Source organism: Autumnicola patrickiae (assembly GCF_031846525.1).
Lineage (GTDB): Bacteria > Bacteroidota > Bacteroidia > Flavobacteriales > Flavobacteriaceae > Autumnicola > Autumnicola patrickiae.
In genome coordinates, this window is the sequence record NZ_JAVRHM010000033.1 from 1 (window position 1) to 12,224 (window position 12,224).

At 38.0% G+C, this 12,224-nt stretch carries 14 protein-coding genes; 12 read left to right on the plus strand and 2 right to left on the minus strand.

Annotation, left to right across the window (positions count from 1 at the left end):
• Window positions 1–266: 266 nt before the first annotated feature.
• The 10 genes from RM549_RS18110 (at window position 267) to RM549_RS18155 (ending at window position 8,239) form a co-directional block, all read left to right on the plus strand.
• Window positions 267–1,298 (plus strand): sodium:calcium antiporter, encoded by a 1,032-nt coding sequence (locus RM549_RS18110; RefSeq protein WP_311687377.1) that lies wholly within the window; start codon window positions 267–269, stop codon window positions 1,296–1,298.
• Window positions 1,299–1,405: 107 nt separating this feature from the next.
• Window positions 1,406–1,699, plus strand: coding sequence for a SpoIIAA family protein (locus RM549_RS18115; RefSeq protein ID WP_311687446.1), 294 nt, complete (start codon window positions 1,406–1,408; stop codon window positions 1,697–1,699).
• A complete protein-coding gene (locus tag RM549_RS18120) occupies window positions 1,699–2,358 on the plus strand; it encodes a cation diffusion facilitator family transporter (protein ID WP_311687379.1) in 660 nt (219 codons plus the stop codon). Before RM549_RS18115 ends, RM549_RS18120 begins: the two co-directional genes overlap by 1 nt.
• 276 nt (window positions 2,359–2,634) lie before the next feature.
• Complete coding sequence (locus tag RM549_RS18125; protein WP_311687381.1) at window positions 2,635–3,603, plus strand: arsenic resistance protein; 969 nt, start codon at window positions 2,635–2,637, stop codon at window positions 3,601–3,603.
• A gap of 116 nt (window positions 3,604–3,719) precedes the next feature.
• On the plus strand, window positions 3,720–4,208 hold the full coding sequence (locus RM549_RS18130; protein WP_311687383.1) for an asparaginase domain-containing protein: 489 nt from the start codon (window positions 3,720–3,722) through the stop codon (window positions 4,206–4,208).
• Between the two features lie 83 nt (window positions 4,209–4,291).
• Window positions 4,292–5,125: a helix-turn-helix domain-containing protein gene (locus RM549_RS18135; RefSeq protein WP_311687385.1), complete on the plus strand. Its 834-nt coding sequence runs from the start codon at window positions 4,292–4,294 to the stop codon at window positions 5,123–5,125.
• A gap of 243 nt (window positions 5,126–5,368) precedes the next feature.
• Window positions 5,369–6,205, plus strand: a complete 837-nt coding sequence (locus RM549_RS18140) for an RteC domain-containing protein (RefSeq protein WP_311687387.1) — start codon at window positions 5,369–5,371, stop codon at window positions 6,203–6,205.
• A gap of 315 nt (window positions 6,206–6,520) precedes the next feature.
• Entirely contained in the window at window positions 6,521–6,802 is a 282-nt protein-coding gene (locus RM549_RS18145) for a helix-turn-helix domain-containing protein (protein ID WP_311687389.1), read from the plus strand.
• 5 nt (window positions 6,803–6,807) lie between these two features.
• Window positions 6,808–7,593, plus strand: coding sequence for a hypothetical protein (locus tag RM549_RS18150; protein ID WP_311687390.1), 786 nt, complete (start codon window positions 6,808–6,810; stop codon window positions 7,591–7,593).
• Complete coding sequence (locus RM549_RS18155) at window positions 7,577–8,239, plus strand: P-loop NTPase family protein (protein ID WP_311687392.1); 663 nt, start codon at window positions 7,577–7,579, stop codon at window positions 8,237–8,239. Before RM549_RS18150 ends, RM549_RS18155 begins: the two co-directional genes overlap by 17 nt.
• A 167-nt stretch (window positions 8,240–8,406) precedes the next feature.
• On the opposite strand, the gene RM549_RS18160 is transcribed toward RM549_RS18155, so the two are convergent.
• Window positions 8,407–9,051 carry an N-acetylmuramoyl-L-alanine amidase family protein gene (locus tag RM549_RS18160; RefSeq protein ID WP_311687394.1) on the minus strand — a complete coding sequence of 215 codons (645 nt, stop codon included), beginning with the start codon at window positions 9,049–9,051 and terminating at the stop codon, window positions 8,407–8,409.
• A gap of 194 nt (window positions 9,052–9,245) precedes the next feature.
• On the opposite strand from RM549_RS18160, the gene RM549_RS18165 reads away from it, so the two are divergent.
• Window positions 9,246–9,533 carry a hypothetical protein gene (locus tag RM549_RS18165; RefSeq protein WP_311687396.1) on the plus strand — a complete coding sequence of 96 codons (288 nt, stop codon included), beginning with the start codon at window positions 9,246–9,248 and terminating at the stop codon, window positions 9,531–9,533.
• A 16-nt stretch (window positions 9,534–9,549) separates the two neighbouring features.
• Here RM549_RS18165 and RM549_RS18170 read toward each other — a convergent pair whose 3' ends face one another.
• Window positions 9,550–9,693: a hypothetical protein gene (locus tag RM549_RS18170; RefSeq protein ID WP_311687398.1), complete on the minus strand. Its 144-nt coding sequence runs from the start codon at window positions 9,691–9,693 to the stop codon at window positions 9,550–9,552.
• Between the two features lie 110 nt (window positions 9,694–9,803).
• Here RM549_RS18170 and RM549_RS18175 point away from each other — a divergent pair, with 110 nt between their 5' ends.
• The gene (locus tag RM549_RS18175) at window positions 9,804–12,224 is read left to right on the plus strand and encodes a TraG family conjugative transposon ATPase (protein ID WP_311687400.1); all 2,421 of its coding nucleotides are present in this window, start codon (window positions 9,804–9,806) and stop codon (window positions 12,222–12,224) included.

The window sequence follows — 12,224 nt, forward strand, 5'->3', positions numbered from 1 at the left end:
ATTTGTATTAGCTTTTTTATTTTTTTGGTTTGTTTTGAAAAACTTACAAGGCTAATCTTTTCTTGGACTTTGTTTTTTAAAGTGTGGAAGAAGAGAAATAAAAAAGGTTCTAACAGAAGTTTAGGAGAAAGTTCCTTTATCTTTTTTTAAATTGAAATAATTTTTAATTTTTAATAGTTTAAGAAACTTGTCCGCAATAAAGGATGTTCATCAGCTAAAAAAACGAAATTTATTTTAAGAACTTAAAAAAATCTTTAAAAGTAGATATGAGTACGTGGATATGGGCATTGGTTTTGCTTGCTGCTGTATGGGCAGCCCATTGGGGGGCAGAGCACCTCTCTAAACCATTAAAGAAATTAAGAAAACAGTGGGGCTTTTCCGTTGCTGCCGGAGGGGCTTTAGTCGGTTTGGCATCAGCAAGCCCGGAAATAGGAATTAATATTACCAGTGCCGTTACAGGTGTAGGGGATATAGGTTTGGGTACCATGCTTGGCTCTAATGTTATTGCCATTCCCCTAATGGTGATTACGGCTTATGTAGCTACAAGGAATCTGAAGAAAAAGAAGGCTGATAAAAACCATGAACAACATATCAAAAAGCACCTGCTAAAAGTAGACCCAACCGCTGTCACCGTACAGGCTATCCCTTATTTAGTAATTGTGGCGGTAGTGGCGATACTTACCGTTCCTAAGCAGTGGCGGGGTTTACAGCCTATGGATGGCTGGATCATGCTGGGTATGTATGTGATTTTCCTGACCCAGGCACTTCTAAGAGGAAGAAAAGAAAAGGAAAAAATAGAATGGAAAAAAAAAGAAATCTGGCTGGCAGTGGCAGGTGTGGCAGCTTTAGGTATAGGTGCTTTTTTCACGGTTCGTGCCACAGAAAACATTGTTTCTGCCCTTGGAATGTCTAAAATAGTGGGTGGTTTGTTTATTACGGCACCTATGGCCGCACTGCCGGAAATCTTTGCCACCTGGAGTGTGGCTAAAAGTGGTCAAATAACTTCTGCCGTTACCAGTGTGATAGGCGATCATGCTACTACTTTAACGATTGCCTTTTTGCCACTTGCCCTGGTAACGCTTCCGGTTGAAAATTTTCCTTTGTTTATTACCGTCTTAAGTTTTGTGGGGCTTGTAGGGATGCTGTATGCTGCTTTTATTCACTGGGGAAATAGTGAAGGCGAGCATGGTTTTAAACGCTGGCAGGTTATTGTTCTTGGAGCTGTCTTATTTGTTTATGTGGCAGTTGTTCTCTTTTGGGTGCTGAACATTTTTAGCAGTGGACAAAGCAATATTTAAGCCTGTGAACCATTTGTTCCTATTAACCATTTGTTTTTTTAGAGATATGCTAAAAATTAATAAATAATCCACAAAAGAATTTAATCGGAACAGTTGCCATAGTCAGCCTGACTGAAGCCGACTGGGTACGGGTAATTCCGGCACTGCAAGAAAGAATTAAGCAGTCAGGTAAAATCCGCTGGTACTTTAAGATGCAGGATTTCCGGCAGGACTCCACTAAAACCACCTGGGAAGATGCCGGGTTACATCAATTCCAGGACGCTTTCGAGCGGATTGCTGTTGTAGGGAGTAAAGAATTGCATGGTTGGATGAGAGATCGTATGCCACCACTTTTTACCGCTGAAATAGGCTTTTTTGAGTCCATTTTTCAGGAGGAAGCTCATAAATGGATTAGAAGCTAATGGAACTTAATTCAATTATACATCAACATTATGAAAGATCAGGAAAGAGAAAAAAAAACCTAAAAACAGCCAAAAAAATTCAGGAATACAACGTAGGCTATGATATCATTGAAGTAGGTGTCTCACTATTTGCCGGCTTTACCTCCGGTAGCTCTGCCCTAATTGGTTGGGGGCTGGATAGTGTTGTGGAGGTTGTTTCGGCGAGCACCCTGTGGTGGCGGTTAAAAGGAGAGCTAGGGGATATAGAGGAAGAACGGGTGAAAAAAAGGGAAAAAATTACGCTTTATGTGATTGCTACTTCTTTTCTGCTCGTCAGTATATTTATCACCTATGATTCCGTCACCAAATTTATCAATAAAGAAGTCCCCGATTGGAGTACCTTGGGAGTTATCATTTTACTGGTTTCTTTGGTGGTGAACCCTATACTAATCTGGTATAAATACAGGTACGGTAAAAAGCTGGATAGCCAGGAATTAATAGCCGATTCCAAGGATACCTTTGTTTGCCTTTATCAAACAATAGCCGTATTGGCCGGTTTGCTTGCAGTGCGTTATTTGGAATGGTGGTGGGCAGATCCTGTTGCGGCTCTATTAATTGTGCCTTATGCCTTAAAAGAAAGTTGGGGTGCTTTTAAAAATGGAAGAAAAGTTTCAGCATAGAAATCAGAGTAGCGGAAATTTTCATATAACGGATTCGCCAGCGCTGGACAAGCGGAATACGATTTATAGTTCAGTTTTATCCTGGCTGCCACTGCTGGAAATTTTTCCGCTTTGCCTTATGCAGAATGTTCTCGACTTTTCCCAATGCCGGGCTGAATTAAGGAAAGCCTTTCCATAAATAGGTGTTCCGTCTTTCCTGTCCAAATGGACGATTGCTTTGCATAAAGAAAGGGGTTATTTTCTTTGCAAATTTTCCTTCTATAGAATTATCCATTAATGAACGCAATAAATAAATATCATACTTTCATAATAGCCGTGGCGGTAGGCCTTGGTCTGCTTCTTGGCCAGATAGCAGGTCTCAAACAATATGCAGAATACCTGATCGTCCCTTTCCTGATGGTGATGCTTTTCGGCTTATTTCTAAATATTCCTGTAAAGAACCTGCTTTCCAGCTTTTCAAATCTTAAATTCATATCAGCAAACCTGGTAATCAATTTCATCTGGACACCAATTATTGCTTATCTATTAGGGCTACTGCTGTTAAAGGAACATTTGAGCTTGTGGATAGGATTTGTTATGCTAATGGTAACCCCCTGTACAGACTGGTATTTGATCTTTACAGGAATAGCTAAAGGAAACACTTCCCTGTCGGCAGCCGTTTTGCCGGTAAATTTGATCTTGCAATTGATTCTTCTTCCGGTTTACCTGCTGTTGTTTTTCGGAAAAACAGGATCTGTGGACGCCGTAATTTTGTGGGAAAGTATCCTCCTGGTGCTCCTGGTTCCATTTCTATTCGCACAGCTCACAAAGTTCTGGAGTTCTAAGCGTAGAAAAAAAACTTTGATGGAGCAGAAGATCCTTCCCTTTTTTGAAACTGCACAAATCATTTTTTTAGCATTGGCCATCGTGGCTATGTTTACATCGCAGGGAGAATATTTAACTAATAATCTTAGCGTACTTTATATTCTTCTTGTCCCAATTCTAATTTTTTTTATCGTGAATTTCCTGGTGAGCCGTTTTGGCAGTTATGTATTGAAGTTTAATTATGAGGATTCCGCAAGCCTGAGTTTAACAACTCTTGCCAGGAATTCACCTATATCACTTGCCATTGCTCTGACGGCATTTCCTAATGATCCATTGATTTCCCTGGCGTTGGTAATAGGACCCTTATTGGAACTGCCCATATTGGCCCTCGTATCTCAAGTGTTACTGAGAATAAGGAACAGTAGCAACAATCTATCTTAGCTTTAGTTGTTTGCTACAGGCAATTAACGTTCTCCTAGTCAAAAAATTCCTTATTCAGTATTTACTAAAGAATAAGTACAATATCTTTAGTACGTAAAATCCCAAATCTTACAATTTTGATACATATACTTACAACAGGTGGCACCATCGAAGGGCTGGATTATGATCAAGAACAAAGCACCAGGAAAATTTCACTAAGTAATTTTCTGGAAGCGGCGAATGTTTCATTTTCTTTTTCCATAGAAGAAGTTTTCCAGAAAGACAGCAGATCTATCACATTTGAAGACCGGGAGTATTTGGTAGAAAAAATCCAAACTTCAAAACCTTCAAAAATTTTAGTATCTCATGGTACTTTCACTATGGAAGAAACTGCAAAACATATAGCAGAACGAAAAATAAATAAAACGATAGTTCTCACAGGTTCCTTTATTCTGGGATCCTTTCAAAATACAGATGCTCCATTTAATTTAGGCTATGCAATATGTGCCTTACAATTTTTAAAGCCAGATGTCTATGTGGCTATGAACGGCAGGATTTTTCATTGGAGCAATGTTATCAAAAATTTAGAGACAAATAAATTTGAGCGTAAAGATGAGAAACAATGATGTTTGGCACCTCAATCCATTGGACAACTTTTTTTTACCTATTGATTGACACCATTATTGTACTTATTGCTGTCATTCAAAATTTGAAACTGAAACGCCTGAGTCTAAGAAGGTATATAACTCTCGGATTGCTGTATATTGCTTACAACTTAACTGGGGGATTCCTGCCAACAAAAAGTTTTCCTGATCCCATTATTGTTCAATATATTATTACTTATGGCGTAGCAATCGCTCTGTGCCTTTATATGATTTATTACTTATATAAAGACTATGATATTCAATTTTTAAAGTATGGTTCTACCATCCGCAATATTGCTATACTCGTTGGAGGTTGTTTTATTCTTCTATTTTTAATCCCTTATTTCCTTACAAACTCTTTAAATGCAGCAAGGATTTATTTCACGATCCCGGTTTCAATTATAGCATTTATTTTTCTCGGCTTATTTTACAGAAGGATTTCAAACATCGATAATCCAAATTCATTTGTTTCTAAAAAAAATAAATTAGCCATCATAAGTATCTCTTGCATAGCCCTTTTGCCAATACTAACAGTTATAGGTGATTATCAATGGTTAACCTTCACTGTAATGAATCTGGCTTTCTATGCAATAACAGTTATTGAAGTAAATAGATACCTCCGTTTTCTGAAGAACAAACCTGAAGCCTTCGAAGTCTTTGCTTTTCAAAAAGTAGAAGGAAATGAAGCCCTGAAAAACAAAATAATCTATGGAGATCTGACAAGAAGGGAAGTTGAAATTGCATTATCCATTTTACGAGGAGTATCCTATAAAGAAATTGCCAGAGATTTTTTCATAGCAGAAAGCACTGTTTCTAAACATGCCTCAAATATTTTTAAAAAAACTGCGGTCAAGAATAGAGGTCAATTTATAGCTCGCTTCAAGCCAAAGAATAAATAGCTCTGGTACTATTTTGAGTTTTTAGCTCGTATTCCGTAGGAAAATACGGACTTTCCCGTAATAAAATACGGCATCAATTACTGGCAGTAAAGGTATTTGTGATTATCTTCAAGGAGGTTCTTTAGCTGTAAGGAAAGTACCTTCCAATTTTCTTTTTGATCATTCGTAGTCGACAGACTCGAATGGACTATCTAACCATTTATATAAAGAAGTGTATGATGCTTTACAGTAAAATTGTTACAGATGGATACAGAATTGCTCTCATACAAGCTATTGGAAGAACTGAAGGAAATCAAACTCCACAGTAAGAATATCCTTGAACAATCCTATCGTTCTATTGAAGTCTGTCGTAACCTACTCATTACACTCAAAAGAGAAGTCATAGCTAAAGGCTTTGACTCAATTGAAGCCGAAATTGAATTCTTTAAAATTATAAAACAGGCTCCCCTTGTTCATCTAATTTATTTCTCAGAAATTCATTCCTTTGAAATCCAGTTTCCAAAAGCGGATAAAAATTCCCAGCTTAAATTCATAAAAAAGAAAATTTGTAAGCTAAACCGCTTCTTTCTGTACAATTTAGATTTTGGGCAGTATGTCAATTCCGGGGCCACCCATTTCGACAAAGAATATTACACGCGGTATTATCTGGATAGCTTCCATATAACCACTTCAAAATTCTATTTTCAGGATCCGGACTTTTGTACGCCGAGGGATATGCTCTTAGGTAAATTCAAAGCCTACAATAAATTGGTTATTTATCTGGATGAACGAATGTCCAATCTTGAAAATAATCGTAATGAAAAAGAGGTAAAGCAGCGTGCTACCGAAAAAATACAGTGGCCTTTTACTAATTCAGATTGGGTGGAATTAGTTTATGCCCTATGGTATAATGGACTTCGGAACCAGAATGGCCTTAGCATTATGAAGGTTTCACAAAAGCTTCAGGAAATCTTCGATTATACGCCAAGGGATATCTACAAAACCAACCAGGACATCAAAGGCAGAAAAAATAGCAGGACGTTATTCCTCGATCAATTGGCGACCTCACTACTTTCCGAAATGGATAAAAGTGAAGACTAAGAATTCCATTTTTAGATCTTCCAAAACTGTTAAAAAAAGACCGTACTACGGTTGACCTACCGAAAACGTGTTTTATCCAAATCACAATTAATTTGATGCTATTTGAGCATACAAAAACAACAGAACAGAACTTAAATCTGCCCAGAACCAACCAAATTTAAAGATGTTAAATTTTGACCGTACTACGGTCGTACTGGGGAATAAAATCCAGTAATCCCTCCCAATTTTGTAGAACGAAAGTCAAACCTTGATAGGGGCTATCAATTAAAAAGATTTAACCGTTTGATAGTCCCTTTCTTTAAAAACCGTTCTATTATGCCAACAAGTATTATTACCACCGACGATCTTCGGGAGTTCAAAATGGAATTGCTCGAGGAGATTAGAAATCTCATCACCAAACAATCATCAGGAACTTTGAAGAAATATCTGAAATCTTCAGATGTGATGGATCTGCTCCAGGTAAGTCCGGGAACTCTTCAGAACTTAAGAATTAACGGCACCCTACCCTATACCAAAGTTGGAGGAATTATTTACTATGATGCCGAGGAAATCCAAAAGGTGATGACCGCCAATCGGGTACATCACAAATTTGAATAACTACTATGAACTATATCAAGCAACTGAATGCGGCTTTTGAAAAGTTCTTTTTTGATGACCGCTTGAACCCGACCCATATTAGCTTGTACATGGCTTTATTCCAGGAGTGGAACAGCAGCCGGTTTGCAAGGGAGTTTTTCGTTAACCGCAGGGAACTGATGCGCGTGGCCAAGATCGGTTCAAAATCTACCTACCATCGGTGTATTGTTGAACTGGATAAATGGGATTATCTCTCATATTTTCCGTCCAGCAATCCGTACAAAGGCAGTAAAATCAAGATGTTCATTATCGAGACATCAGATGAATCGTTCACGGGAGATCACGATCCTATATTGGAACAGCTTGCGGAACAGTACCATCCCAAAAATGAACCAGTAGTGTACCGACACTGTCCCAATGGTGGACAAGCAGTGAACCCGCACCGTCCCACCAATGGACAAGCTGTGTACCAACACCGTCCCGTGAGTGGACAAGCATTGGTATCTAATATAAACAATACTAAACAAATAAACATTAATAAACAGCCAAAGGACAGGCAGGTTGTTTTATATTTTTTTAAAGAAAAAGGATTTTCTGCCGATGAAGGAAAAAAATTCTTTGAGCACTACCAGGAAAGAAATTGGAAAACCAGCGATGAAAATGAGGTGAGGGATTGGCGGGCCTTAGCCATAAACTGGATGGATCGTGCTGAATTGTATGGCTCAGAAAACAGCCAAACCAAAAAAGGAGCGGGCCAAATTCGGGACAACCTCAAAACCACTAAAATCAAAGACTATGGTCAACCCCTCTAAAATCATCGAAGGCGGCGTAGAATTTTCGCTTGGGAAATTTGATGGAAAATCGGTGCTCTATGATTTTCCTAAAATCCTGGTGTACCTAAATGCAAAGGGAAAGCTTCTATTTGGAGAAAAATTCAAGATCTACGAGGAAGACAAGGATATAATCTTAAAGTTGAGTTCTTATTTTATCAAAGACAAAAAGAGCTGCCAGAAGTCTGGAATTGATGTTGAGAAAGGCCTTTTACTGTCAGGTCCCGTAGGATGTGGAAAAACCAGCCTAATGAAACTTCTCCGTCACCTTGTTCCCCTGCAACGGCCTTACGAGATGATTCCATGCCGTAATGTAACCTTCAGCTTTAATCATCTTGGCTATAAAACGATTGAAGATTACGGAAATACTAAATTCTATTGCTTTGATGATTTAGGGGTAGAACCTCCCGGCAGGTTCTACGGTAAAGATTGTAATGTAATGGGGGAAGTTCTTTTATCGCGCCATGAACTTTTTCTACAAACAAAGCACAAAATTAAAACCCATGCCACGACCAACCTGAACGCCGAAGAGCTGGAGGATCGTTACGGAAACCGAGTTCGCAGCCGAATGCGCGAATTATTCAATCTTGTTGCTTTTGATGAAACCGCAGGAGACAAAAGAAAATAGAAATGGGGTATCTAGAGTATAAATTTGACGAGATATTAGCACAACATATCACCAGACATTATTTTATTTTTTAATATCCGAAAATTGCTTAAAAATTTCTGACACAAAAGCTTTTACAACATTCCCAATACTCCTAATTACCTCTAAAAATGCTTCTTTCATTAATCCTATTTTACATGATTATTTATTCCTGACAAAATAGCCAATGCTATTGCTGTGATACTTGATGGCTTCGAAAAATAAACCGACTCAACCGGATTATTTAAAAAACCCACTTCAATTAGAATAGCAGGACAAAACCTAATCATTTCCCTCAATACCTGAAAATTGGCAAATTTTATCCCCCTGTTTTTAGTGTTTATATTTCGAGTAGACTCTCTTAGTATTTCATCCCCAAGAGCGATTGAAGATCTGGTGTTATAGTCAAACTTCTGGAATTTAGAATTAAAGGTAAAAATTTCCATTCCCCTAGCATCGCTATGAAATGAATTGCAATGCAAGGAAATAAATATATCTCCCCTTAATGATTTTGCTAAGTTGATTCTTTCTGAAAGGGTGAAAAAACTGTCATCATATCTTGTAAGATAAATATCATACTCATCTCCAAATATTGATTTATTGAGCCTGATCATTTCTGTTCCTATGGCCAGAACAACATCTTTTTCCTGGATTCCATTTAATCCTATTGCACCTGGATCTTTTCCTCCATGACCAACATCTACAATAATTCTTTTTTGATGTTCTTTTCCCTGCCCCAAAATGACACACATTTTCAGGAGCAAAACCAGAAAAATGACGTTTTTCAGCCTCATGAGCATTTAAAATTTTCAGGTTCTGGCCAGTACTACTTCTGTTTTTAATCTAATTTAACATCAAATAATATCAAACTAACCTATTCAAAATCAAATATTATTTTTTATTTATTTAGCTGATTTTCAACGTTTTATATTGAAATATATGTATTTTTTCTATAACAAAAACAACACAAAATTTTAAACTGTGCGTTATGAAAAATTCAATCTATCCCACGCTTTTTTTGTCCCTGGTTTCTTTCCCGCTTTTTGCACAAATCGGGGGAATTGAAAATTCGGTCAATGATATTGCCGATACTATCCGGACCATCTTCCCAATTCTCCTTGGAGTGATCTTTCTTGTTGGTTTCCTGTTTAACGCAGGCCACTTCTTTGGAGAAAATGCAGATTTGAAAAAAGGAATTACCCGGGTACTGGTCTTTGTCCTTATTGCAGGAGCAGTAGTGGGCATCTTCACTTATTTGATTTCAATCGTGGTATAATGAAACAATTTGAAGTCTATAGGAACATTAGGAAAGGGGCTGTCATTTTTGGGCTGCCCATCTCCTCCTTTGCTTTAATGATGATTTGTGTAGTAGCTTCATTACTGGTCATCATTTTCTCTTTTAGCTTCTGGATCATCATTGGTGCTTTAACCTTCAATTGTATCCTTTATTTAATACTAATCAGAATAACCAGAACATCACAGGTCTTCCAGGTGTCGGTAAGATTTCCAGATATCATCAGCAACAGAAGAAACTCAAATTTTAATTATGAACAAGATTAATCTTTCGGACTTTACGCCCATAATCGATATTCAGGACAATATCATTTTTACCAATAATGGTAACGTCGTTCTTTGCTATGAGGGGATATTACCTGAAATCTATTCTTTGTCTGAAAAGGACTTTGAAGATATCCATGGAGTCTGGTTTCAGGCTTTAAAATCGCTACCAACAGGCAGCGTTGTACACAAACAGGATATTTATTTAAAGAAATCATATGCTGCCGATCTGTTGCCGAATACCACCTTTTTAGAAAAAGCAACTCACGATCATTTCAAAGGCAGGGAGTTTATGGAACATCGCTGCTATTTGTTTTTTACCCTCACCAAAAACAAAACTTTGAATAATCCGAAGTATGTAAATCCTTTCCGAAAGGTTTCTAAAGGAATATACCAGGAACTGGATGATAACCTGAAAAGTTTTTTTAGCTCAGTCAGCGATTCTGTATCCTTTATCAATAACAGCCGGAAGATGTCATTACTGCCGCTGGGCGCAGTAGAAATTCAAGCTTTGACCAATAGCTTTTTCAATGGTTTTCATGAAGGCTTTGATACCGATATCCTGTTGAATAAATCTAATGTTCAGGTTGGCGACAATTATTTTGATGCCCTGGCTATCAACAGCGAGCTTTGTTTTGGCGATACTGTTCAGAGCAGCAAGATCAATGAAAGGTTTACTTCTGATGATTTCACATTCCACCAGGGCTTTATTGACGGCCTTGGATTGACTCTTAATGAAAATCATATGGTGAACCAAATTGTCTATCTCGATGACAGACAAAAATGGAGAAAGCTCCTTGATAACAAAATCGAAGAACTCCAAAAAAGTTCAAATTTCGGATCTCAGAATAAGGTGGTGCTGGGTAAAATTCAGCATATCCTTGATCAGATAAACGCCGATGACACCTCCAGAATTATCCGTGGCCACTTGAATGTCATCTATTGGGCTAAGGAAGCCGGAGAGCTGGCCCAGATTGCTTCGAAGGTAAAGACTGAATTTAAGGAACTGGATATTACGCCCTACTACCCGCGGGGAGAAGAACGAAAAAATTATGTGCTGAATAGCTACTGTTGTTTTTCTTCCAACTTTTCCAATTCAGATGTATATGTCACGGATTTAAAACATGCGCTGTGCCTGCTAATCAATAACACGAATTACAAATCTGATCCCACAGGAATCATCTTCAATGATCGAGAACACAACATTCCGGTGCTAAAGGATGTATGGGACGAGGGAAAGAAGCGGATTAAAGCCCGGAACTTTGCCATTTTTGCCCCTACAGGGGAAGGAAAATCTTTTCTGGCCAATAATATTTTGCGCCAGTACTTTGAGAGCGGAGTGCGCCTTGTAATCATTGATCTTGGTGGATCCTATACAAAATTCGCAAAATTATATCCTGAGAAATATACAGTTCTGAGATATGAAAGCGGAAAAAATTTGGGTATCAATCCGTTTTACATCAGTAATTCAGAGGATATAACGCCTGAACGCCTCGAGGATTTGTCAATGTTCCTGTTTGAACTCTTCGGCTCCGATTTAAAAGTCACCAAAGCACAGTCGGTTTCGATTAGAAAAATATTGCTTCACTACTATTCAAATGTTCCTGAAAAACATTCCCTGGATAGTTTTTATCAGTTCATAGAAACAAATCAAAAAGATCTCCTGCAAAAACTAAAGATCCATCCCGATTACTTTAACATAGTGAACTTCCTACACGTGATGTCCGAATATGTTGGTGATGGTCTGTATAGTTTCCTTTTTGAAATTAGCGAGGATCAAACCTACAAAATTGAGGACAAGCGATTGATTGTTTTTGAACTTGATGAAGTAAAAGACAATAAGGAAGTCCTTTCAGTAATGCTTAAGCTGATCAAATCTGCTATCCAACGAACCATTTGGAAAAACCGTGCCGAGAAAGGCATCATCCTCTTCGATGAATTTGCCAAGCAACTGAAATTTGACAACGTACTGGAAAGTGTTGAATTCTACTATCAGGCAATTCGGAAACAAAACGGGGCAATTGGTATCATCTTACAATCTATTAACCAGCTGCCCAATAATTCCATTTCGGCAAGTATTCTGGAAAACACCCAAGTTATTTACAGCCTGCACAATGAAAAGGGATATAACGAGCTGGCCAAGCGGTTAAATCTTTCCAGTCACGATCTTAACCAGTTAAAATCTATCAGGAACAATCTTTCCGGAGCGCGCAAATACACCGAAATGTTTATCAAGATTGGGAAGGAAAGCAATGTCTTCCGTCTTGAAGTGCCAAGGGAAGTTTATGCAGCTTATTTAACCGATGGATTCGAAAATGAAGAAATAATGAGGCTCTACCGGGAACATCAGGATATGGAAAAGGCCATTATGCTATATACAGCAGAAAGTCGGCTAACTATAAAAATTTAA

Excerpts from the sequence above, each read along its gene's own strand:
- RM549_RS18110 (WP_311687377.1), top strand. The coding sequence starts at position 267 with ATGAGTACGTGGATATGGGCATTGGTTTTGCTTGCTGCTGTATGGGCA.
- RM549_RS18120 (WP_311687379.1), top strand. The coding sequence starts at position 1,699 with ATGGAACTTAATTCAATTATACATCAACATTATGAAAGATCAGGAAAG.
- RM549_RS18125 (WP_311687381.1), top strand. The coding sequence starts at position 2,635 with ATGAACGCAATAAATAAATATCATACTTTCATAATAGCCGTGGCGGTA.
- RM549_RS18140 (WP_311687387.1), top strand. The coding sequence starts at position 5,369 with ATGGATACAGAATTGCTCTCATACAAGCTATTGGAAGAACTGAAGGAA.
- RM549_RS18145 (WP_311687389.1), top strand. The coding sequence starts at position 6,521 with ATGCCAACAAGTATTATTACCACCGACGATCTTCGGGAGTTCAAAATG.
- RM549_RS18150 (WP_311687390.1), top strand. The coding sequence starts at position 6,808 with ATGAACTATATCAAGCAACTGAATGCGGCTTTTGAAAAGTTCTTTTTT.
- RM549_RS18155 (WP_311687392.1), top strand. The coding sequence starts at position 7,577 with ATGGTCAACCCCTCTAAAATCATCGAAGGCGGCGTAGAATTTTCGCTT.
- RM549_RS18160 (WP_311687394.1), bottom strand. The coding sequence starts at position 9,051 with ATGAGGCTGAAAAACGTCATTTTTCTGGTTTTGCTCCTGAAAATGTGT.
- RM549_RS18165 (WP_311687396.1), top strand. The coding sequence starts at position 9,246 with ATGAAAAATTCAATCTATCCCACGCTTTTTTTGTCCCTGGTTTCTTTC.
- RM549_RS18175 (WP_311687400.1), top strand. The coding sequence starts at position 9,804 with ATGAACAAGATTAATCTTTCGGACTTTACGCCCATAATCGATATTCAG.